The organism is Mucilaginibacter conchicola (genome assembly GCF_003432115.1).
GTDB lineage: Bacteria > Bacteroidota > Bacteroidia > Sphingobacteriales > Sphingobacteriaceae > Mucilaginibacter > Mucilaginibacter conchicola.
The window spans coordinates 375211-396708 of sequence record NZ_QWDC01000004.1 but is presented as its reverse complement, the minus strand read 5'-3'; the positions used below and the strand labels follow the sequence as shown (position 1 = coordinate 396708).

The following is a 21498-nucleotide window of genomic DNA, read 5'->3' as shown; positions in this document are numbered from 1 at the left end:
GCTCTATCAGATCGGCAGTGCGGTCTTCTTCTTTACTGAAAGACTGGATAGAGATCAATTGCTGCAATAACTGCAGCGCCTGCTGCGACAACGTGCTTATATCTGCCATAAAACGCAAGGAGTTTTCCTTTTATAGTGAACGGCAAAATTACGCTTTTTGTGCAACGCCAGCAAAACAGCTGTATTATGAAAATGTAAAATAAGCTAAGATCAGCCTGCAATAGCCAGGCCCGGGAACTCTATGCGCGATGCATTGATGTGGGTATCATAGCGCCTTATCCCCTGGCGGTCAACGTGCGACAGAGTTTCAACCTTCCCTTCAATATATATCTTGCAACCCTTTTGCAACCTGGGTAAAACAGCTTTGATCAATGCATTTGGCGCATTTATCTGGTGCGTTTCGGTATGCGGGAGCATCTCGCCGCCGCGCCTTACCATCTCGTGCGTATGCACTGTAAAACGCCAGCCTTGCGTAGCACAATTATGATCACTAAATACCGGCTCCCCCGCAATCTCCCCGAATAAAATAACTTTATTAACCCCTGTAGTAGTAGACATAGTTTAAACACTGAACGATTTTTATCATTCCTTAGAGTTGTAAACTTACTAATATTTTTAGTTATAAGAAAATATATTATTTAATTGGAACAATACTAAATAGCTTAATCTAAAAGCAAAGCATCATCCTCATCACCCAGGCTTAGCTGTATCATATCGTTGCCAGCTATACCTTCTATTGATCCTTTGATGTGGGCTGCGTTCAGCAATACCTTCTCCAGTTGTTTCTCGCGGGCTTTCCAGAGTTTCTCCATAGCGTCGCGCTCTTTCTGGATAGACAGGCGCATGCTCATATAACCTTCACGGATGGCTTTCCACTGCTCAGAAAATTCGCTGCTGGTGAGATAATCATACAACAGGTGCATTTTATCACCTTTGTTCTCTTGCGCTTTGGCCATGTTAGCCAGCTTCACCACGCCATCGCGCAGGATGTATGATACGGCCTTTACCTCATCAAAACTACAGATCCAAACGCCATCGCGCTCGCCGAAGCAATCCATGCCTTTGGGGTAGCATTGGGTAACAATAACGGCCACATCAACGCCCATGGCGCGCATGTCTTTCTTTAGCTTCTCTATCCACTCGTTTGAGAACGCCGTGGTGCGCTTGCTCTCGTAAATGATCTTGCCACACTCCTGCCCAAACTGGTTTCGCACGGTTTGCACACAATCTGCACCGCGCACGCCTTTACCCACCTCGCTTATCATATCAAACGGGAAATAATTGCGCAACTGTTCTTCCAGTATCAGCTCCTGTGCCTCGCCTTGCAACTGCATAGAGCCCTGCTCGGCGCGGCGTTTCATCTCGTCGGCCAGGCGCTTTTGGTCTTCCAGTTGCTTTTCCAGTTCCTTAACTTTTAACTGGTATTCGGTATCTTTTAGGTTATGTTTTTCGGCTTCCTGCTTGCGGACCTGCTCAGCAATATCGGCACGCTGCTCTTGTAGCTTGCGCTGCAGGGAAACTTCCATTTCTTCTTCCTTTTGTTTGAGGGACTCCTCGCGCTGCAGGTATTCCAACTCCTTCTGTCGCGATTCTTTCAACTTCTCGGCACTGGCATTAACTGAGTTCTGCAACATAGTTAGCTGTGTCTCAAAATCAGATGTGATGCTTTTGCGCAGGTTTTCTTCAAGAGATTGCTGCAGTTGTTTCTTCTCGCCCACCAAACGCTGTTCAAAAGCTTCCTGTTGCTGGCGCGATTGAGCGGCAAATTGTTCTTCCTTCTTCTTAAACTCGTCTTCTTTCTGGCGGGTATAATCCTGCATCTTCAGCCTAAGCTGCTGTTTATACTCTTCGGCCATCACTTCCTCAATAGGAAAGCCATGTCCGCAGCTTGGGCACTTAACTTCTGTAGCCATAATTTTTAATGAGTATCAAAGATAAGAAATAGCCTTGCGGTTTGGGTGAAGGTTGGGGAAATAATAGTTGTGGATAACGTACTTCTTGTATTAGTATTTCATTAGGAATGGCAATGAGAATTAGCCTTGCAATTTGGGTGAGGCCTGTGAGTTATTTGTAAGCGTTGTGTTATTATCAACGTCAGTCCGCTCAATTGCCGCGGAAGGCTGTTACTTTTTGCTTGATCAAAAAGTAACCAAAAAATCATACAGCAAAGAGGCTTCTTTTTGCTCGAGGCCTTTACCCTGCAAAGCGGTCAGAACCACGGGCTGCAAAATCTTGCTCCCACTTCGTTCGCTCTTTGCCTGTGCTTCCGCAAGTATTGCTATGCCCTTACCCCCGCACTGCCCACCAGCGTTATACCCGCTTTCGCCTGAAGCTTTTTTGCTGACAAGAAGAAAAATAAAAAGCAGAGACCACACGCCACCGAAAAATGCGACATAGTGTAACGTGCGGGTAGTACAGGCACTGCAACAGCACTGCCCCTGTAGCGCGTTACCAAGTCGCGAGTTTTCTTTTTGGTACTTTTTCTTTTGCGGAAAAAGAAAAAGTACATCCACTAACGCTTCATAACCCACATTACCGACCCTAACGAAGAACTAATCTTAAAGAACGATTTTATCCTAAATTAAAAATCGTGATATAAATTTCTGAAGCTGCTTTTGATACCAAACGTTAACACCGTTGCTTTTTTATCGCCCAGGCTGTTCTTTTCCATACGGTAGAGGGCACCCAGTTCAAAACGCAGATTGTATTTTGGGTTAAGCAGAAATGCTACTGTACCTTCTGCATAGTAAAGGTTGGTGTTTAAGCCCTGCCCTATGCTGTTGCCGTTAACCGTTGGCACAAGTGGTTTGGTAACATCACGCCCTGCGTTGTCTGCGGCGGTAGCATCTACTCCGTATTTGGCGTACATCAACTGTCCCTGGAAATCAAAACGCTTGTACGTATAGTTAACCAAGCCCATCACCTCGCGGAAGTTGGCGCCCAGCGGATCGCCAAGTGGCTGACTGAAGAATGAGTAAGCACTTATAACCTGCGGGCTTGAGTACGTATATGGTTTCACGGCATCGTACTCAACCAAATAGTTAAGGTCTTTTACACCGAATATATCGGCACCACGCACACCCAACTGTACACCACCACTGTTTTTAACATTGCTGGTTGTTGTAACTGCAGGTTTGGTTTGGTCAAACAACAACTGACCATAAACGGCGTGTTTATCAAATATTTTATACTTACCGGTTAGCCCGTAAAGCGAATTACCAGGCAGTGATGAAGGGCCGCTTCCTACCGCAAAAGGTAGTGGGTTGATGAGGTTAGCATCAAACCCGCGGCGGTTACCCTGGTCATCGGCCTCTGGCGCTATATAAGCGTTAAAGAACCCGAACGACAGGCTGTTGGTAACATTCCAGTCTAAATAATGAAACAAACCCCACTTGCGGCGGTTGCTGCCAAACTCATCAAACTTAGGCAGGTTAAGGTCTTGCAGGTAAGTCCACATCATCATGTATTGTACCTTGCCAATGTTTGCAGTTAACCTTAGTAGCGGATAATTGGCCGCATAATCTGATAACAGGATAGAGCGATAACCATCGCCAATAAAAGTTTTATCCTGCCCTAAGGTAATGTTCAGTTGCTGGATAGGTGTGTACGATAGAATAGCCGTTGCATAAGAATAATCTCGGTAGGTTTTGTTTGGACCCCTGTCATAAGCCTGGCCGGGTACAAAACCTATTTGCTTTACGTAAGCGGTATAATAATCGGGAAATGCTGATTGATTTTCGTATCCGCTGGTGTAGAACGAGAATTTAGTGCCCACAGTACCACCCAATTGAAAGCCGCGGGTGTTGGTACCAATGCGTGTGCTAAAACCAAAACCAAGCGGTTTAAAATGTACTTCTTCCTTTGGGCCTTGTTCAGAAAAATCGTGGCCTATGGTGTTATCCTGCACATAATCAGCAAAAAAAGTCCAGTCTTTTGTCTTAACATCTATCAGGTGTTCGTTAAATATCTTACGCAGAAACCAACTGTGGCGGCTGCTATCAACCCCCATCTGCATGAGTTGGTTATAGCGGCCGTTTATAGTGCTATCTATCAAAAACGGCCTCAGCGATGTATGCATACCGCTGCTTTTTGAATAGATATCGGCATTAAATTTTTGGTAAAACTGGTACGATTGCGGCAGATAAACCGACTGCGCTTTGCCTGTTGCGGCGTATACCATTATCCCTGCAAAAAGTATGATACTTTTACCTGCAAGCCTTAAGTAGTTTTTTTGCATACGCAGCAAATTAAGCGTTAATTATTGTAACATTAAAATTTATCCTTCAGGTAAATGCATTCAGCTTTGGCCGCCACATGAATGAGACGGCAATGAATAATTTTATAGTCATTTTGCAGGAGTAGCCCCTACGGAGCAAAAGCCGGATAAAAGAAAAGAGCTACAAAGCGGTTGTCCCTACGGGACATAAGAATTGCTTATTTATTCGGCTATGTGAGCTCGGGCGAACGACTAATCTTTTGCTTAATGCCTCGTTAGAGGCTACCGCTTTGTAGAAAATCACATCAAAATAAGTTTTGCTCCGTCAGGAGCTACCCTTGGTCACGCGGTCAAAGCCATTGCAATTCATTGCCGTTCGGCTTTAGCCAACGGCATGCGTAACGGCAAATTCAAAGTTAAATTGTGTTAAAATTGTTAAAGCCCGTTGCCATTAACTTAAAACCAGCTTTTATTTACTGATATTTGGCGCTGCCAAACTTTACCGTGTGCGTATGCAATACACTAAACTTAACAACCTGCTTGGGTGGCTTTGCTTTTTAATAGCTACCACCACTTTCATCTTAACGTTAGAACCATCCGTAAGCTTTTGGGATTGCGGCGAATTTATATCGTGCGCGTTCCGCCTGCAGGTATCGCACCAGCCGGGTTACCCTATGTTTGCCATGCTGGGCAAAGTATTCTCGCTGCTATCAATGGGCGATAATACAAAAGTGCCTTTCTATACCAACTCAATGGCTGCCATTGCCAGCGGCGCTACGGTAATGTTCTTGTTTTGGACCATCACAGCTGTTGCTAAGAAAGTGTTAGTTGGCCGCGAGAAAGATTTTGGCGACGGGCAGACTGCCGTTATCATGGGTGCTGGGTTAGTAGGCGCCCTGGCTTTTACCTTTACCGATACCTTTTGGTTCTCGGCGGTTGAAACCATCGTGTTTGCATTATCTATCCTTTGTATAGCCGTTGTTTTTTGGGCGATAATGAAATGGGATGCTCATGCCGATGAACCGGGAGCCGATAAATGGCTCATCTTTATTGCTTACGTGATGGGGTTATCAATAGGTATCCATTTGTTAAACCTGTTAACCATCCCTGCTATTGCGCTGGTATATTATTTCCGCAGGTATAAAAATATTACAGGCGGCAGTGCCTTTGTCGCCTTTTTGATGGGTGTTGTGATATTGGCATTTGTACAATACGGCATCCGCGGATACACTATTAAGTTTGCTGCTTTTTTTGACCTGTTCTTTGTAAACTCGTTAGGTATGGGTTTTGGCAGCGGGGCTATTGTGTTTTTCCTGCTGCTGATAGGCATTATTGTTGGTGGTATTATCTACAGCATCCGTAAAAATAAACCGGTTTTAAACCTGGCATTTATATGTGTGGCTTTCATTTACCTGGGGTACGGTTCGTTTGCTTATATCCCTATCAGGGCTACAGCAAATACCAACCTCAATAACTCGCACCCTGATAATGCTTTTACACTTTATGGCTACTTAAACCGTATCCAGTATGGAGATAATCCGTTATTAACCGGCCCTTACTTTGACGCGCAGATAACCGACCAAACAGAAGGCAGTACCATATACAGCAAAGGCGATAAAAAGTACGAAGCCACCGGTAAAACCATTAATTACAAGTACGACCATACCACCATATTGCCGCGCATGTATAGTACCGACCCAAGCGACCAGGGCTTTTACCGCGGCTGGGGCCAGATCCCCGAAGGGCAGGCACCAAACTTTACGGATAACCTTAAATGGATGTTTAGCTGGCAAATGTACCAGATGTATTTTCGCTATTTTCTGTGGAACTACGTTGGCCGATACAATGATGCCGACGGACAGCAAAGCACCGAAAGTATTGATGGCAACTGGACCAGCGGTATTTTTGATGGCGGCAAGCATCTGCCAAAAAACGTGCTTGAGAACCCTTCATACACCCCACTTTACGGCATTCCGTTAGTATTGGGGTTAATAGGCCTGGTTTACCATGTTGAGCGCCGCAAGCGCGATGCATTGGTAATTATCCTGCTTTGGTTCTTTACCGGCTTGGCAGTGGTATTATACGTTAACCAGCCATCGGTACAACCACGCGAGCGGGATTACTCATACGTAGGCTCGTTTTATGCCTTTGCCATCTGGATAGGCCTATCGGTAATTGCCATTGCCGATGGCATCCGCAGGAAAGTGAATGCCAAGACAGCCGCCTATATAGCCACCGCCGTTTGTTTGCTGATAGCCCCTGTGCTGATGGCCAAACAAGAATGGCGCGGCCACGATCGCTCAACTAAGATGACACCGCACGATATGGCTTACAATTACCTTATATCGTGCCCGCCAAACGCCATTTTGTTTACCTATGGTGATAACGATACCTACTCGCTTTGGTATGACCAGGAAGTAGAAGGCATTCGCCCGGATGTGCGCATCGTGAATTTGAGTTTATTTAGCGGAGCCTGGTACATCCGCCAGATGCAGCGCCCTATGAATGCCTCGGCACCGTTGCCTATCACTATGCCGTTCAGCAAGTATAAAGATGGCACGCGCGATGTGATCTACTACAGCGATGGCGGCATTAAAGACCCGGTTGAACTTAGCGATATTTTCAACTTTGTTACCTCTGACGACCATGCCATGCAGGGCCGCAGCCAGGGTGGCGATTACGTAAATTATTTGCCTACCAAAAACTTTAAGCTTACGGTGAACGCCGATGAGGTAATGAAGAATAAAGTTGTATCGCCGGAGCAACGTAACCAGTTAGCCGATACCCTGGAGTGGAAATACACATCAAACTACATTACCAAGGACGATTTGGCCATGATAGACATTCTTGCACATAACAACTGGAAACGCCCTATATGCTTTGCTACCACCGTAGGCAGCAGCAACCTGATGGGCTTGCAGAAATACCTGTATAAAGAAGGCTTCACCTATCGCCTGCTTCCGCTAAAGGCTGATACCGCAAACCACGAGCAACTGAGCAAAGTAAATAACGCGGTGATGTACGATAACGTGATGAACAAATTCAAATTTGGGAAGTTTAAAACGGCCAAATATTTAGATCCCGAATCAACCGGTATGTTTTACCCGGTTATTACCACCACTTTCCTTGATCTGGCCACCAGCCTGGTAAAAAGCGGCGAAAACGATAAAGCCCTTAAAGTGCTTCATAAATACGATGATGAATTACCTGAAGACCTTTATCCATTCATTGACATTGCCGGCCGTAAAATGTATATGGCACAAATGGCCTACAACCTTGGCGATAATAAGCTGGGGAATAAAATGGCAACAAACATCAATAAATACCTGATGGACCAGTTTGGCTATTTTTATCACTTATTAGAAACCAACAGCGGCCGCTTACCACTGCGCGATGTGCAGTTAGGCATGCAGGTTTTAGAGCATTTAACCGAGTACACCGAAAAAAATCAACAAACCGAACTGCATAAAAAACTGGCAGCCGAGCTGCAGGACTACAACAAGAAGTTTGCACCTGTTTTAGGCATGCCTGAACAATAAAAAAGAAAGGCCCTTCGCGCGAAGGGCCTTTCTTTTTTATTGTTAATACAGGTGAGGGTAACTGAATTAGGGATGAATTTATCAATGCCACTTAAGGGCGATCAAACGCTACAGTATCTTTCATCTGCCCGTTTATCACTTTAAAGCTTTTTGCAGTTAGTTCCAAAATAACGTCTTCGCGGGTTGAGCCGTCGGTTTTGGTCACTTTCATTATTTTATAATTATTAGCAAACTCCCATTTGCCCAATTTATTGCCGGTAGATGACTGCGATTCGTAAGTTTTATCTGCTTTATACACCACCCGCATGCCTTTTATCACGTCAACTATCTGGTCTTTATGATCTTCTACCTGGGATGCGGCATCGGGGTTGGTCTCTACAATTTTATCAATGGTATATTTCACCATTTTATTAACAGATGCATCGGCAACTTTCCAACTCCCCAATATGTCTGTTTCAGGTGATGGCGCAACGGTGAATGCAGATAGCAATAAAGTGATGGCTGCTGCGCTAAGGGTTTTTAATTTCATGATATATTAGTTTAGATTGCTAAGGCAATTTTACCTTAAAGGCTAAACTACAATTTATTTTAATGATTCATGCCCTCAGGGCCTCATTCTCTTTCCTGATGCGCACGGTAAGCATCGCCGCATTCAGCAGGCTGAAAACCACAAAAGTATAATACAAACCAAAGGCCAGCGGTATGGCCGCTATCTCCATTATTACGATAATGTAATTGGGATGTTTGATGTATTTATAAATGCCGGTTGCCACAGGCGGCGTGCCCGGCACACGGTAGATGCGGGTATTCCAATAAGTACCTAAATTGGCTATCACCACAGCTTTTAAACAACAGAGCAGCACAAAAAATGCTATCAGGTAGTAATTGGCAAAAACCTCATCGCGCAGGTTATACTCAACAAGCAGGCTGATGATAAACAGCGTATGCATGGCCACCATATACGGGTAATGTTCGCGACCGTACTCAACCGCCCCGTGCTGCAGCAACCATTTCTCATTACGGGATGATACGTAAAGTTCTGACAAGCGCTGGCAGATGAGGAACGAGATGAAGATATAGAATGTCATACCTGTTTAGTTTTTCATTTCCAGTAAAAGCATTTCGCTGCTAAAGCCGGGCCCCATGGCCAGCATCAGTCCGTAGCCATTGGTAAAACCTTGTTTTAAAAAACGCTCTAATACATACAATACTGTTACGCTGCTCATATTTCCGTTTTGGGTCATTACATCAATAGTATTTTGCAGGTCGGTTTCCGTTATATCAAGCGCAGCGGTATAAGCCTCTATCACCTTTCTGCCGCCGGGATGGAAGATAAAATTGTTAATGTCGGCCAAAGTCAGTCCTTGCTTTTGCAAGAAAGCTTCCACATCATCCTTAATATACTTATTGATAATGGTGGGGATATCCTTTGAGAAAACCACTTTAAAACCATCATCGTTAAAATCCCAGCCCATTACGTCTAATGAGTCATAATAGAGTTTACTGCTGCCGGCTTTTATTTTTATTTGCTGGCGCGATGCATGGTTATCGCCCATTATCACGCAAGCTGCTACGCCATCAGAAAACAGGCTCGAGCCGATAAAATTACTTTTGCTGTAATCGCTTTTTATCAGCGTAAGCGAGCAGAGTTCAACTGCTACCAGCAGCACCACCGCATCAGGATTGGCCGTTGCTACTATTGAAGCTTTTGCTACGCCTGCCACGCCCCCGGCACAGCCTAATCCCCAAACTGGTGTACGGTTAATGTGCTGCGGCAATTGCATTTTGTTGATGAGCAGGGCATCAATGCTTGGGGTAGCTAATCCGGTGGTGGATACGAAAATAATATCCGTCAGCGCGTCTTTATCTATACCCGCTTCAGCCAATAGCTGTTTAACCGCTTGCTCAGAATATTGCAGGGCCAATTTAATGTACTCGCTGTTGCGTTCTTCAAACGTACTACTGTTGCCGTACCACTCAATAGGTTTAGCAAAGTTACGGGTAACGATGCCGGTATTATCAAAAGCTTGCAGCAGGCGCTCGGCGTGCTCAACATTTTCGGCAAACAGGGCGCGGGCCTGTGCCTTCACATCCTGCTGGTTAACTTTATGGGGTAACGAAATACCCGAAACGGCTGCTATATACGGCATATACTTTTTTTAAGGTGATGTTACGTATACAGATACGTTGGAAAGTTGGCTTTGGTTGACAACTTTTAACCGCCGGCATTGTTTTATTTTTAATTGCCTTGTACATTAGTCAGCAACAATAAAACCATCGCCATGCCCGAACTACCCGATCTTGAAGTATTTAGCCATAACTTGCAGAAGAAATTAGAAGGTAAAACCCTTAAGCAAGTTACCGTTCATTCCACCAAGTTAAATGTAAGCCACAAAGAATTACAGGATACCCTGCTCGGCCAAAAACTATCGTCAGTTTATCGTGAGGGCAAGGAACTGTACTTCAAATTCAGCAAGGGCGATACACTGGCCCTGCACCTGATGCTGCATGGCAAACTCTATTACTTTGATAAAACAAACGACCAAAAATTCGCCATCATAGAGTTGTTGTTTGATGACAACAGCGGACTGGTATTAACAGATTTCCAGAAAGCGGCCACCCCTACCCTTAACCCCGAAGAAAAGACCGCGCCCGATGCGCTCTCGAAAGAAGGCGGCGCGGATTACCTGAAAACTATCCTCGCCAAAAAGAAAACGAATATCAAAACCGTGTTGCTTGATCAGAAGATCATCCGCGGTATTGGCAATGCCTACGCCGATGAGATATTGTGGGATGCCCGTATCTCGCCTTTCTCGGTAGCTAATAAGATCCCCGGGGATAAACTGAAGGTTTTGGTAAAATCCATCCATTCGGTACTTACTGATGCCCAAAAACATATCATTAGCCATAACCCCGATATTATTGCCGGCGAGGTACGCGATTTTATGCTGATCCATAACGCCAGGAAGAAAACCAGCCCAGATGGTGCCGAAATAAAAATAGATGCCGGAACAAGGAAAACATATTATACAGATGAGCAGGAGTTGTTTGAGTAAAATCAACCCCTCTCCCACGCGTCATTGCGAGGAACGAAGCAATCTCCGAACTATAAAGAGCGGACTTGCATGTGTAGAGATTGCTTCGTTCCTCGCAATGACGCGTTTTGTTTTAGCCCGTTCGAAATGACATGATTTTTTAGTCAATCAGCGTAATCAAAAAATCACCCCAAAAATCAGCGGTCAAGATTTCCCCACAATTAAAACATTTAACCAAAAGCCCATGTTTAGCTTATAACAACAATAAACTACTATGGGAACACTTCAACATATACAGCACCAGATAGCGGCGTTAAACGATCTCATCAAGATAAACAACGACCGTATTGCCGGCTACCAGAAAGCGCTTGAAGGTACGCAGGATACCGGCCTTAAAACCGTTTTTGAAGGCTATATTGACCAAAGCCGCGGCTATGTGAATGAGCTGAACGATCATATCCATGTGTTAGGTGGATCGCCGACTGAGGGCACTACCCTCTCGGGCAAGTTTTATCATGCCTGGATGGACGTAAAATCGGCCTTCAGCAAAAAAGATAACCATTCGGTTTTGGCCGATTGCGAATATGGCGAAGACGTGGCAAAAAACGCCTACCGCAAAGCGCTGGATGACAAAGAATTGATTTGGGAAGATGATAAGGTGGTCAATCTGCTTAACACCCATATAAGCGGGCTTAAAATTGCCCATGATGCCATTAAAGCCCTGCGCGATTCAAGTAAGCAGGAAGCATAATATCACAATTTTCTAAACAAGAAAGGCCCCGATGCATAGGGGCCTTTCTTGTTTTACAGCGATGTAAAATATTTCACAAGCGACGGAAAATCATCGAATTTCACATCATAATCATCGGTAGTTCCAAAACCATAGCTTACAAACACAAACGGGATGCCTGCCAGCCGGCTTTGTTCACCATCGCCTGCAGTATCGCCAACATAAACGGGGTTTTGCAGGCCGTGCTTATCCATCAATAGTTTGATGTTATGGTTTTTGGGCATAAAGTTTACGCCATGGGCCAACTCGTCTTTTATCAGATCATCAATACCTGCCCAATCAATAAACTGGCGAATGATGCCTTTAGCACAATTGCTGAGGATGAACAGCGGGTAATGCTCCGCCAACTCTTTCAGGCCTTCGCGTACACCATCGTATAAAATGCCACCCTTCTCGCGGATGAGGTTATGGCGGCGATCATTAACGGTGCTGTAGATCTCAACGCGTTTGTCGTGGTCAAACTCGGGCATTAGTATCTCAATTACCTTTTTGCCTTCCATGCCTACCATGCCGGCCAGCACATCGCGGGTGATGGTTTTATCAATCCCCATTTCGCTAAAAACAAGGTTCCATGAGTAAGCGTAGGTGTCAACGGCATCCCACAGGGTACCGTCCATATCAAAAATGAGGCTATCGGGCTTTTGCATGGGGTGAAAGTAAGAAGATTTTTTGACTAACTCCCCCGCCACGTCATGCTGAACTTTTTTCAACACGCCATACGCTAAGTCTGTGCTTTCATTCAGCGTTAGCCCGCTCAATTGCCGCGGAGGGCTGTTACTTTTTGCTTGATCAAAAAGTAACCAAAAAATCAAGCCAGCAAGGAGGCTTCTTTGCCGCACGAGGCCTTTACCCCGCAAGCGTTCAGAACCACGGGCTGCAACATCTTGCCCCAACTTCGTTCGCACGCGCCAAAGCTTCAGGCAAGTATTGCTATGCCCTTACCAACACACCGCCCAGCGCGTTCTGCCCGCTTTCGCCCGAAGCTTTTTTGCTGACAGGAGAAGAAGAAAAGCCCGCTTGTCATTCTGAGCGTAGCGAAGAATCTAATCGCGTTCTATGTACAGTTAACAGATTCTTCGCTACGCTCAGAATGACAATTTGAAAAATTACCGCACAGTCAAAACGTTACCGAACAAATGCGACATAGCGTAACGTGCGGCAACCACAGGCATTGCTAAAGCACAACCATTGCAGCGCGTTACCAAGTCGCGAGTTTTCTTTGGTTACTTTCTTTTGCGGAAAAAGAAAGTAACATCCACTAACGACTCATATTACTCACCGCCATTCCTAACGAAGAATTACTTATGAGATTGCCACGCTACGCTCGCAATGACATTTTTTTGTATTTATGGCACTAAACAATTATCAGTAAATAATACCACAACAACATCAATTTACACCATTAAGGGCGGTAATAGTTCAATATCTTTGTGGTATGAAAAAGGCATTTCCGGTTTATGACATCTGCTCGCTGGCTGATCATCAACACAACGACCTGCTCATCAGCCGCTTTGCGCCTTACCTGGAGAAACACCAGAACCTCAGCTTACCCCACAAACATACTTTTTACCATGTGGTACTATTTACTGAGGGTGGCGGAAAACACTCTATCGACTTTAAATATTTCGACGTTAAGCCTTACCAGATCTATTTTATGGCACCGGGCCAGGTACACCGCTGGGATTTTGAGGGCAAGGTTGATGGCTATATCATCAATTTTTCGGCAGAATTATTTCAGTCGTTTTTGCTGAGGCCCGATTACCTGGAAGGATTTGCCTTTTTTAGCGGTGATGTGGATGATGAGGTGATAAACCTGAGCATTGATACCGGTAAAGCGGTTACTGAATTGTTTAAGCAATTGCTGACCGAAGCAGATACGCCCAACCGACTCAATATGGATATGGTACGCGCGCTGATGCTACAGTTATTTATTATGGTAGCACGCGAAAGTACCGATGCTGAAACAGGCAACGGACCAAACTACAACTACACGCTGCTGCAGAGTTTCAGGAAGCTGGTAGAGAAGAATTTTACCAGCCTGCGATTGCCGAAAGACTATGCTGCGCTGCTGTACATCACCCCTAACCATTTAAATGCTTTATGTAATGATATGCTGGGCATTTCGGCAGGCGAACTGATCCGCAACCGGGTGGTGCTTGAGGCTAAACGATTGCTCATTAACCACGATATGAACATTAACGAGATTGCAGGCAAGCTCAACTTTGCCGATAACTCATACTTTACCAAATTCTTTAAAAAATATACCGGCTTAACACCCGAAGATTTCAGAAAAAACCCCGTAGCGCAATGACAACTATTGATAAAAAACCAAACGGATACGTACCTATGATGGTAGGCTTGGCCAAAGCTAAATGCCCGCGCTGCCGCCGTGGCGATATATTCTCTACCCCAACCTATAATTTCGGCGGGCAAAAAATGCACGAGCGCTGCTCGCACTGCAACCTGTACTATGAGCGCGAACCCGGCTATTGGTACGTAGCTATGTTTGTTAGCTACGCACTCAATGTTGCCGAGATGGTGACCTTTGCCGTGGGTGTGCATATCCTCACCGGCTCTAACTCACCCTGGTTGTACACGTGTGTGTTATTGGGTATCATTTTTATACTATCGCCATTTAACTATCGCTACTCAAGGGTAATATTGTTGTACTGGCTAACCCCCGGACTGCACTATGAGCCCGCCCGTGCTGCAGATAAACCTGCAGACAGTAATACAACACACCAGGAAATAACAGGTAGTTAACGATTTACAAAGCTTTCGATCTTTTGTAGCAAGGCATCCATTTCAAAGGGCTTTGCTATAAAATCGTCGGCACCGGCATCACGTGCCGATTGTTCGATATCCTTGCTGGCAGATATCATGATCACAGGAATATTTTTTGTTGATGGTACCGATTTCAGCTTTCTGCAGATATCGCGGCCGTCATCACCGCTCATCCATATATCCAGCAGCAGCAGGTCGGGCAGTTCTTCGCGCATATCCAGCACGGTTGCGCCATCCACAGTACTACTTACCTGGTAGCCTTCAAACTCCAGCAACATTTCTACAGCGTCTACAATAGCCGGATCGTCATCGGCTATCATAATTCTTTTAGGTTTCTCACTCATCACTTCCATCTCCCTCACCTTTTTGAACTAAAAAATGCAAATAGGTTTAACATCGTAAATTAATTAGGTATCGGCTACCTTTTTGTCGGTAACAGGAAGTGAAAAGCAAAAAACAGACCCTTTTCCTTCTTCGCTGTTTACCCACATTTTTCCGCCTTCGCGGCGTATTATCTCATTTGAAATGTATAATCCCAACCCCAAACCGGGGAATGTATGCTGCTTACTGCCACCCACGCGATAAAACTGCTCAAATACCCTATCCAGTTTATCTTTTGGTATACCGATGCCGAAATCCTCAACACTCACAATCACATTATCCTGTTCCCTGCGGGTGCCCACAATAACCCTGTTGGCATGCGGCGAATACTTGATGGCATTAGTAATGAGATTGGTAAGCACCTGCCCTATCCTGTCTTTATCAGAATTTAGCTCGCCGGCATCGGCAAAGTCCATCACCAGTATGTGGCGGCTGGTGGTATGCTGCAGATCCTGCACTACATCCTGCACAGCAGCGTTCACATCAAACCACTCTTTATTGAAGCGGATCTTACCCGAGTTGATCTTGGTAACATCCAGCAGATCGCCAATAAGGTTGGTGAGGCGGTTAAGTTGCGCATCCATTTTCATTACCATGGCAGCCTTTTTCTCCTCGCCTTCCTGGCTCAGCATGGCGCCCAGTACCTGTGCATAGGCCTTTACGCTGGTAACCGGCGTTTTTAACTCATGACTGGCTATACCCAAAAAATCATCTTTTTGGCGGGCCAGCTGTTTTTGCTCGTCAATATCTGTATTGGTACCAAACCATTTTACTACTACGCCATCATCAGCAAAGGGTAAAGCACGTGAGAGGTGCCAGCGGTATTCGCCCTCACGATCTCGCAGGCGGAACTCACACTCAAACAGTTCGTTTGTAGCCAAAGCCTGCAGCCAGGCGGCACTGCATTTCTCCCTATCATCGGGGTGTACCAGCTGCAGCCATTTATTGCCGATGATATCCTCAACCGGTAAACCGAAGAAATGCTCGGTTTGGCGGTTCACATAATCCAACATGCCGCCGGTATCAAACGTCCACAACTGGGCGGGCATAAAATCGGTAACAAAGGCAAACTGGTTTATCTGGTTGTTCAGCTCCTCGTTTTTAAGTTGAAGTGCTATATCTGTCTTGGTCTTTTCAGTTACATCCGTGCATGAGCCTACATAGCCTGTAAACACCCCGTTGGCATCATACTGCGGGTTTCCTGTAGCAATACACCAGCGGATCTCGCCATCCTCGCGCTGCATCCTGAAATCGATCTCGTAAGCGCGTTGGTTATTCAGATCATGGATGAATTTGCGTGCGGCACGGCCCCTGTCATCTTCCAGGATGGCATTTAGCCAGCCCGTACCCAAAGTTTCTTCGAGGGATTGGCCTGTCCAGTCGGCCCAGGTTTTATTGGCGTAAGTGATCAGGCCTTCGGCGTCGGCTGTCCACAGGGCGGTTGGCGCGGCGCTGGTAATATTTTGTAGCAGTTGTTCGCTTTGTACCAGGGCTTGTTTATCGGCCAGTTCGCGTCGCAAATCGCGGGCTATAGATGCACGGCCCCGAGCATTCCCGTAAGCATCAAATATCATAATAGAGGTTGCCTGTACGGGGATAGCCTCGCCGGTTATAAAGTTGCGGTACATCACCAACCCGCTCCATTTACCGCTATCAAAAAGCTGGGTATTGATCTCGCTTCTGAGTCTGTCCAATTCGTCGGGCATCAAAAACTGCGAGTTATGCGGAATATGTTCATCAGGCGCAAGGCCCATCATCTGTTTGCCGGCGGCATTGATGTAGGTTACATTCCCTTCGGGATCTGATAGGCTGATAAAATCTGATGTATTATCTATCAGTGAGATCAGGCGTTTCTGCTCATCGCGCTCATTTAATTCGTTGCCAATATCAAGCGCAGTTCCCGCAAAGCGGATACAATTGCCCTGCCCATCAAAATAAGCTTTACCCTTGCAACGCAACCACCGGATCTTTTTATCATCGGCACCAACGGTTCTAAACTCGGTGTTATATTGCCCGTCGCCGTTTGGATCGATAGCTTGTTGCACAGCCTCATCAACCGAACTACGATCATCGGGATGGATGTGTTTTAAAACATCAACGTAAGCTATCTCGTCATTCTTAGAGAAACCGAATAATTGCTTACAGCGATCGTCCCAGCGTACAATATTACTCTGCGGGTTCAAATCCCAGGTGCCAAACCCTGCCGAATCTAAAGCGAACTGAATGCGTTCTTCCGTTTCAGATAATTTTTGGCGGGTAAGCACCAGCTCGGTTACATCGGTAGCCGTATTTAAGATGCCCCAAACGTTGCCGTTCTCATCTTTTAAGGGCTGATAATTGAAGTTGAAGTAATAGGTTTGCAGGCGGCCATCCACAAAAAGCTTCACTTTTTCGGCCACGGCCTCGTAAGGGATGCCAGTAGTATAAACATTCTTGAGGATGCCCAAAAAAGGCTGGTCGTGCATCTCGGGCAGGGCTTCTAAAAAAGTTTTCCCTACAACTGATGTATCCTTTCCCCAAACTTTAAGAATGGCTTTGTTCACCAGGCGAATAACCTGATGAGGACCAACGTATAAGCCCACGGGCGACGGTGATTCCTCTACAAGCGTCCTGAATATATTTTCGTTCGCAAGCGAATTAAGGTAGTTGTGATCCATTACACACAGCGCAGTTTACACCCGGATAAGGTAGAAATACGGGGGATGCTGCTAACTCACAATAATACCCATTTCGCGGCACTTTTACAATCTGCGGTTGTGTTAAACTATAAAGAATAATTTTGAAGTTAAAACACCCTTCTACTCTCTTAATTTAATTAGCTGCAACTTGCCTGCGGCTTTATTTAAGTACTATATTGGCATATATCTATTTGAAACCATTATGAGCACTCTTGATAACGGGAACGTAAATATTACTTTGAGTGATGAGGGCATAGCCACCATCAACTTTTACCATCCGGCACAAAATTCGTTACCGTCAAACCTGCTGCAACAACTGGCTGATACCATTACAGATGCAGGCCAAAACCCCAACATACGCGTAATTATACTGCAAAGCGGCGGCGACCGCACCTTTTGTGCCGGCGCCAGCTTTGATGAGTTATTAGCAATAAAAGATAAACAGGCGGGTGCCAAATTCTTCTCGGGTTTTGCCAATGTGATCAACGCTTGCCGCACTTGCGGCAAGATCATCATAGCCCGCGTGCAGGGTAAAGCCGTAGGCGGCGGTGTTGGGCTGGCTGCCGCGGCAGATTATTGCCTGGCTACCGAAAGCGCATCTATCAAACTCAGCGAATTGGCCATAGGTATAGGCCCCTTTGTAATATCGCCGGTGGTTACGCGTAAGATAGGCTTATCAGCTTTCTCACAACTCACCATCCGCGCCAGCGATTTCCAGACGGCGCACTGGGCCATGGAAAAAGGGCTGTTTAACGAGGTACATGACGATATCCCCGCGCTTAACGAAGCTGTGGTAACCTTAAGCCGTAAACTGGCCTCATACAACCCAGTCGCACTGGTGGGCCTTAAACAAATACTTTGGGAAGGCACTGAGAATTGGGACACTTTACTTGCTGAGCGGGCAACGATAAGCGGAGAGTTGGTGCTATCTGAATTTACACAGGAAGCGTTGAATGGCTTTTTGAACGCCTCACCTAAATCCTCTCCAAAGTAGAGGACTTAAAAAATATTATATATCACTGTCATTTCGAACGAGCGTATGCGAGGAGAAATCTTCTACACTGTAAGTATCGCTTGTAGAAGATTTCTCCTCGTTCCTCGTTCCTCGTTCGAAATGACATAACTTTTTAAATATAAAGCCCCTCTCCTTTGGAGAGGGGTTGGGGTGAGGCACACACAAAAAAAGCCTTCCGGGTTATCCGGAAGGCTTTTGGGTATTAATCTATATATAGATATTACCATCTGCGACCATGACCAAAGTGATGGCCACGACCACGGTAATAGTGTTCTCTATAAACTACACGGTTAACAACAACCGGGCGGCGGTAGTAACGCGGGCCATAATATGCAGGGCGAACATATCTGCGTACTACAACAGGGCGTTCGTAATAAACAGGCTCTGGTGCCGGTTCATAGTAAACAGGCTCTGGTTCTACATACACATGACGCACTGGCAAATTAACTCCAATACCTACACTCACCTGCGCTTTTGCAAGCTGTGCGCCGGCTGTTAAAACGAGTGCTATAATTGATATTTTCAAGGTTTTCATAACAAGTAGATTTAGTTACAATTATTGTTTCATTTGCAGGTATGACCCTATAAATGTGCCAGGGTTTAATAAAAATCTACTCTTTTTTAGAATATCAATGTTCGTACAAGCTTAACCTGTTACGTAAAACACTCATTTCCTGCTGCATAAGCTGCATTTTTTGCAATAAATTATTTATGGTGGCAACACCCGCTTCGTTAATTTCTAACTGGGTGTGCAGGCGCACCAGGCGCTCCAGTTTTTGGATCTCATCCAACGGGATGCACTTAATTTTATTCACCCTGGTAACTTTTACCAGCCCGGCTTCGGCCAGGTACTCAACAAAGGTGTAGGCCACGTTGTGGTACACACAAAAATCATCAACACTAATTACTTGCTCTGTTTTCATGGTGGGTTATAATTTGGCCAGTTTCTCAAATAACTCTCTCTGTTCGGTAGTAAGGCTGGTTGGCAACTGCACATTATAGGTAAGGTATAGGTCGCCGAATTGCCCGTCCTTTTTATATACAGGCATGCCTTTGCCCTTCAGCTTAACTTTTGTACCGTTTTGCGTACCTGCCGCAACTTTCAGCTTTACCTTACCGCTAAGGGTATCGGCCGTTAGTTCGCCGCCTAAAACAGCCGTGTACAGGTCGAGCGTGATATTTTTATGCAGATCATTACCCGTACGTTTAAATTCGGCATCCTCGGGGATGAAGAATTTGATATACAGATCGCCCGCGGGTGAACCATTGCTACCCGGGCCGCCATGACCTGCAATTTTAATGGTCTGCCCGTTCTCTATCCCTGCCGGGATGGTGAGGCGAATATTTTTACCGTTAACGGTAAGCGTTTGCTTTTTTGATTCGAGCACATCGCGCAAGTTCAATTGCAGCTCGGCGTTGAGATCCTGACCACGATAACGTGCAGACCTTTTACTTCCACCGCCACCGCCAAACATCGAACTAAAGAAATCAGAGAAACCGCCGCCGCCTGCTCCACCGAAATCAAAATCGCCAAAATCTTGCGCCGAACCGCCCTCGTAAGTATAGCCACGGTTTTGCTGTTGCTGCTGTTGCCGGCGTTGTTGTTCATAAGCCTCGCCGTGCTGCCAGTTTTCGCCATACTGATCGTATTTCTTGCGTTTTTCGGGATCGCTCAAAACCTCGTTGGCTTCGTTCACCTCTTTAAATTTTTGTTCGGCGGCTGAGTCGTTAGGGTTTACGTCGGGGTGGTATTTGCGCGCCAGTTTGCGGTAGGCGCTTTTTATATCCTTGTCGGTAGCAGTTTTTGCTACGCCCAATACCTTGTAGTAATCAATAAATGCCATAGCTAAATAATGTATTGTTAAAACCTGCGAAGCGTAAAAATGTGTGAATGTTAGCTGTGTTTTACATATTTTAGACAACCTAATTATCAAACTAATGACTACCACGCCCGCCCCAACCGAGTTTAAGAGCAGCCCTACCGCATACCTTAACGCCCTGCGCATATTTGCCTGCTTTATGGTGCTGGTGGTGCACTCGGGCGAGTTTTTCTACATCGGCGATCAGGGCAAGATCATTCGCGAGCACTATGTTTGGGTGAACAACTACGGCAGTTTTATGCGTGCCTGTGTACCATTATTTGTAATGATATCGGGCTATTTATTACTGCCGATAAAAGAAGATGCGCCCACTTTTTACAAGCGACGCTTTACACGCCTGCTTGTGCCTTTCCTTTTCTGGAGCGCCATGTATGCCATAGTGCCGTTTGTGCTGGGAACCGCCACGGCCGCGCAAATGTGGCATGATCTGTATATGATCCCCCTAACTTTCTCCGGCAGTGCAGGTCACCTGTGGTTTGTGTATATGTTTATAGGTGTGTACTTATTCATCCCGATCTTCTCGCCATGGGTACAGCAGGCATCCAAACAATTTAAACAGGTTTTCCTGCTGATATGGATAGCCACACTGTGTATGCCCTACATCAAAACCTTCGTCCCCGAAATTTGGGGCGAAGCTTTCTGGAACAAATATCACACAGGATATTATTTCTCGGGATACATTGGCTACCTGTTGCTGGGTCATTATATAAAAGCACATGTTAATGTTTCAAAAACTGCCGGTGCTGTTTGGGGATTGATATTTATACTGATAGGTTACCTGATCACCAATTTTGTATTTGCCCACCAGATGCCGATAGCTAAAGACATCCCACAGTTGGAACTTTCATGGGCCTTCCCGACCATCAACGTAGCTATGATGGCGACAGGGTTGTTTTTAATATTCCGTACGATTTCCTTCAAAAGCGCAGCTGCTGAGAAATTTACCGCTGGCGTATCGGGTTTAACTTATGGGATGTACCTGGCGCACATACTTGTGCTGGTGCAGCTATATCCGTTTATCAATGCATGGATAGGCGAGCCTGTAGCGGTTATCCCCGTATTAGCGACTTGCACTTTCGTGGTGACTTATGTGCTGATCAAACTGTTATCGTATTTGCCGGGGAGTAAGTATATAGTGGGGTAGCGATTATTTTGTGGTTTTAGGAAGGTTTACGTTTTA

Annotated in this window: 20 protein-coding genes; 7 read left to right on the top strand and 13 right to left on the bottom strand. The window is 45.6% G+C overall.

Going from position 1 to position 21498, the window contains the following annotated elements; all coding sequences use genetic code 11:
- Positions 1 to 210 precede the first annotated feature (210 nt).
- The 4 genes from D0C36_RS22570 to D0C36_RS22555 form a co-directional block, all read right to left on the bottom strand.
- Positions 211 to 558 (bottom strand): single-stranded DNA-binding protein, encoded by a 348-nt coding sequence (locus tag D0C36_RS22570; RefSeq protein ID WP_117393975.1) that lies wholly within the window; start codon positions 556 to 558, stop codon positions 211 to 213.
- Positions 559 to 662: 104 nt separating this feature from the next.
- Positions 663 to 1913, bottom strand: a complete 1251-nt coding sequence (locus D0C36_RS22565) for a DUF2130 domain-containing protein (protein ID WP_233524554.1) — start codon at positions 1911 to 1913, stop codon at positions 663 to 665.
- 225 nt (positions 1914 to 2138) lie between these two features.
- Positions 2139 to 2531: a hypothetical protein gene (locus tag D0C36_RS22560; RefSeq protein WP_117393974.1), complete on the bottom strand. Its 393-nt coding sequence runs from the start codon at positions 2529 to 2531 to the stop codon at positions 2139 to 2141.
- Positions 2532 to 2581: 50 nt separating this feature from the next.
- Positions 2582 to 4237, bottom strand: coding sequence for a gliding motility protein RemB (locus D0C36_RS22555; protein WP_233524553.1), 1656 nt, complete (start codon positions 4235 to 4237; stop codon positions 2582 to 2584).
- Positions 4238 to 4728: 491 nt separating this feature from the next.
- On the opposite strand from D0C36_RS22555, the gene D0C36_RS22550 reads away from it, so the two are divergent.
- Positions 4729 to 7755 carry a glycosyltransferase family 117 protein gene (locus D0C36_RS22550; protein ID WP_117393973.1) on the top strand — a complete coding sequence of 1009 codons (3027 nt, stop codon included), beginning with the start codon at positions 4729 to 4731 and terminating at the stop codon, positions 7753 to 7755.
- Positions 7756 to 7846: 91 nt separating this feature from the next.
- Here the strand turns inward: D0C36_RS22550 and D0C36_RS22545 are convergent, their stop codons facing one another.
- The 3 genes from D0C36_RS22545 to D0C36_RS22535 all read right to left on the bottom strand — a co-directional run bounded on the left by D0C36_RS22545 (position 7847) and on the right by D0C36_RS22535 (position 9905).
- The gene (locus tag D0C36_RS22545; protein ID WP_117393972.1) at positions 7847 to 8284 is read right to left on the bottom strand and encodes a hypothetical protein; all 438 of its coding nucleotides are present in this window, start codon (positions 8282 to 8284) and stop codon (positions 7847 to 7849) included.
- Between the two features lie 67 nt (positions 8285 to 8351).
- Positions 8352 to 8843 (bottom strand): isoprenylcysteine carboxyl methyltransferase family protein, encoded by a 492-nt coding sequence (locus D0C36_RS22540; RefSeq protein ID WP_117393971.1) that lies wholly within the window; start codon positions 8841 to 8843, stop codon positions 8352 to 8354.
- Between the two features lie 6 nt (positions 8844 to 8849).
- The gene (locus D0C36_RS22535; RefSeq protein WP_117393970.1) at positions 8850 to 9905 is read right to left on the bottom strand and encodes a type III polyketide synthase; all 1056 of its coding nucleotides are present in this window, start codon (positions 9903 to 9905) and stop codon (positions 8850 to 8852) included.
- A gap of 132 nt (positions 9906 to 10037) precedes the next feature.
- On the opposite strand from D0C36_RS22535, the gene D0C36_RS22530 reads away from it, so the two are divergent.
- The gene (locus D0C36_RS22530; RefSeq protein WP_117393969.1) at positions 10038 to 10811 is read left to right on the top strand and encodes an Fpg/Nei family DNA glycosylase; all 774 of its coding nucleotides are present in this window, start codon (positions 10038 to 10040) and stop codon (positions 10809 to 10811) included.
- Positions 10812 to 11064: 253 nt separating this feature from the next.
- The gene (locus D0C36_RS22525; RefSeq protein WP_117393968.1) at positions 11065 to 11541 is read left to right on the top strand and encodes a ferritin-like domain-containing protein; all 477 of its coding nucleotides are present in this window, start codon (positions 11065 to 11067) and stop codon (positions 11539 to 11541) included.
- Between the two features lie 53 nt (positions 11542 to 11594).
- Here D0C36_RS22525 and D0C36_RS22520 read toward each other — a convergent pair whose 3' ends face one another.
- On the bottom strand, positions 11595 to 12227 hold the full coding sequence (locus D0C36_RS22520; protein ID WP_147322083.1) for an HAD family hydrolase: 633 nt from the start codon (positions 12225 to 12227) through the stop codon (positions 11595 to 11597).
- 788 nt (positions 12228 to 13015) lie between these two features.
- On the opposite strand from D0C36_RS22520, the gene D0C36_RS22515 reads away from it, so the two are divergent.
- The gene (locus D0C36_RS22515) at positions 13016 to 13891 is read left to right on the top strand and encodes a helix-turn-helix domain-containing protein (protein WP_117393966.1); all 876 of its coding nucleotides are present in this window, start codon (positions 13016 to 13018) and stop codon (positions 13889 to 13891) included.
- Entirely contained in the window at positions 13888 to 14343 is a 456-nt protein-coding gene (locus tag D0C36_RS22510; RefSeq protein WP_233524552.1) for a DUF983 domain-containing protein, read from the top strand. The genes D0C36_RS22515 and D0C36_RS22510 overlap by 4 nt, the downstream gene beginning before the upstream one ends.
- On the opposite strand, the gene D0C36_RS22505 is transcribed toward D0C36_RS22510, so the two are convergent.
- The gene (locus tag D0C36_RS22505; RefSeq protein ID WP_233524551.1) at positions 14340 to 14717 is read right to left on the bottom strand and encodes a response regulator transcription factor; all 378 of its coding nucleotides are present in this window, start codon (positions 14715 to 14717) and stop codon (positions 14340 to 14342) included. The two genes, D0C36_RS22510 and D0C36_RS22505, sit on opposite strands and share 4 nt — an antisense overlap.
- Positions 14718 to 14771: 54 nt before the next feature.
- Positions 14772 to 17402 (bottom strand): PAS domain-containing sensor histidine kinase, encoded by a 2631-nt coding sequence (locus D0C36_RS22500; RefSeq protein WP_117393965.1) that lies wholly within the window; start codon positions 17400 to 17402, stop codon positions 14772 to 14774.
- Between the two features lie 223 nt (positions 17403 to 17625).
- Between D0C36_RS22500 and D0C36_RS22495 the strand changes: the two genes are divergently transcribed.
- Positions 17626 to 18417, top strand: coding sequence for an enoyl-CoA hydratase/isomerase family protein (locus D0C36_RS22495; protein WP_117393964.1), 792 nt, complete (start codon positions 17626 to 17628; stop codon positions 18415 to 18417).
- A gap of 241 nt (positions 18418 to 18658) precedes the next feature.
- Here the strand turns inward: D0C36_RS22495 and D0C36_RS22490 are convergent, their stop codons facing one another.
- The 3 genes from D0C36_RS22490 to D0C36_RS22480 all read right to left on the bottom strand — a co-directional run bounded on the left by D0C36_RS22490 (position 18659) and on the right by D0C36_RS22480 (position 20282).
- On the bottom strand, positions 18659 to 18973 hold the full coding sequence (locus D0C36_RS22490; RefSeq protein ID WP_117393963.1) for a hypothetical protein: 315 nt from the start codon (positions 18971 to 18973) through the stop codon (positions 18659 to 18661).
- Positions 18974 to 19067: 94 nt separating this feature from the next.
- Complete coding sequence (locus tag D0C36_RS22485; protein WP_117393962.1) at positions 19068 to 19361, bottom strand: chaperone modulator CbpM; 294 nt, start codon at positions 19359 to 19361, stop codon at positions 19068 to 19070.
- 6 nt (positions 19362 to 19367) lie between these two features.
- On the bottom strand, positions 19368 to 20282 hold the full coding sequence (locus tag D0C36_RS22480; protein WP_117393961.1) for a DnaJ C-terminal domain-containing protein: 915 nt from the start codon (positions 20280 to 20282) through the stop codon (positions 19368 to 19370).
- Between the two features lie 94 nt (positions 20283 to 20376).
- On the opposite strand from D0C36_RS22480, the gene D0C36_RS22475 reads away from it, so the two are divergent.
- Positions 20377 to 21462: an acyltransferase gene (locus D0C36_RS22475; protein ID WP_117393960.1), complete on the top strand. Its 1086-nt coding sequence runs from the start codon at positions 20377 to 20379 to the stop codon at positions 21460 to 21462.
- Positions 21463 to 21498 lie beyond the last annotated feature (36 nt).

What these genes read in the sequence shown, in the direction of transcription:
- D0C36_RS22485 (WP_117393962.1), bottom strand. Translation starts at nt 19,361, where the DNA reads ATGAAAACAGAGCAAGTAATTAGTGTTGATGATTTTTGTGTGTACCAC.
- D0C36_RS22525 (WP_117393968.1), top strand. Translation starts at nt 11,065, where the DNA reads ATGGGAACACTTCAACATATACAGCACCAGATAGCGGCGTTAAACGAT.
- D0C36_RS22530 (WP_117393969.1), top strand. Translation starts at nt 10,038, where the DNA reads ATGCCCGAACTACCCGATCTTGAAGTATTTAGCCATAACTTGCAGAAG.
- D0C36_RS22555 (WP_233524553.1), bottom strand. Translation starts at nt 4,237, where the DNA reads ATGCAAAAAAACTACTTAAGGCTTGCAGGTAAAAGTATCATACTTTTT.
- D0C36_RS22550 (WP_117393973.1), top strand. Translation starts at nt 4,729, where the DNA reads ATGCAATACACTAAACTTAACAACCTGCTTGGGTGGCTTTGCTTTTTA.
- D0C36_RS22540 (WP_117393971.1), bottom strand. Translation starts at nt 8,843, where the DNA reads ATGACATTCTATATCTTCATCTCGTTCCTCATCTGCCAGCGCTTGTCA.
- D0C36_RS22520 (WP_147322083.1), bottom strand. Translation starts at nt 12,227, where the DNA reads ATGCAAAAGCCCGATAGCCTCATTTTTGATATGGACGGTACCCTGTGG.
- D0C36_RS22505 (WP_233524551.1), bottom strand. Translation starts at nt 14,717, where the DNA reads ATGGAAGTGATGAGTGAGAAACCTAAAAGAATTATGATAGCCGATGAC.
- D0C36_RS22565 (WP_233524554.1), bottom strand. Translation starts at nt 1,913, where the DNA reads ATGGCTACAGAAGTTAAGTGCCCAAGCTGCGGACATGGCTTTCCTATT.
- D0C36_RS22495 (WP_117393964.1), top strand. Translation starts at nt 17,626, where the DNA reads ATGAGCACTCTTGATAACGGGAACGTAAATATTACTTTGAGTGATGAG.
- D0C36_RS22515 (WP_117393966.1), top strand. Translation starts at nt 13,016, where the DNA reads ATGAAAAAGGCATTTCCGGTTTATGACATCTGCTCGCTGGCTGATCAT.
- D0C36_RS22500 (WP_117393965.1), bottom strand. Translation starts at nt 17,402, where the DNA reads ATGGATCACAACTACCTTAATTCGCTTGCGAACGAAAATATATTCAGG.
- D0C36_RS22490 (WP_117393963.1), bottom strand. Translation starts at nt 18,973, where the DNA reads ATGAAAACCTTGAAAATATCAATTATAGCACTCGTTTTAACAGCCGGC.
- D0C36_RS22545 (WP_117393972.1), bottom strand. Translation starts at nt 8,284, where the DNA reads ATGAAATTAAAAACCCTTAGCGCAGCAGCCATCACTTTATTGCTATCT.
- D0C36_RS22480 (WP_117393961.1), bottom strand. Translation starts at nt 20,282, where the DNA reads ATGGCATTTATTGATTACTACAAGGTATTGGGCGTAGCAAAAACTGCT.
- D0C36_RS22510 (WP_233524552.1), top strand. Translation starts at nt 13,888, where the DNA reads ATGACAACTATTGATAAAAAACCAAACGGATACGTACCTATGATGGTA.
- D0C36_RS22475 (WP_117393960.1), top strand. Translation starts at nt 20,377, where the DNA reads ATGACTACCACGCCCGCCCCAACCGAGTTTAAGAGCAGCCCTACCGCA.
- D0C36_RS22535 (WP_117393970.1), bottom strand. Translation starts at nt 9,905, where the DNA reads ATGCCGTATATAGCAGCCGTTTCGGGTATTTCGTTACCCCATAAAGTT.
- D0C36_RS22570 (WP_117393975.1), bottom strand. Translation starts at nt 558, where the DNA reads ATGTCTACTACTACAGGGGTTAATAAAGTTATTTTATTCGGGGAGATT.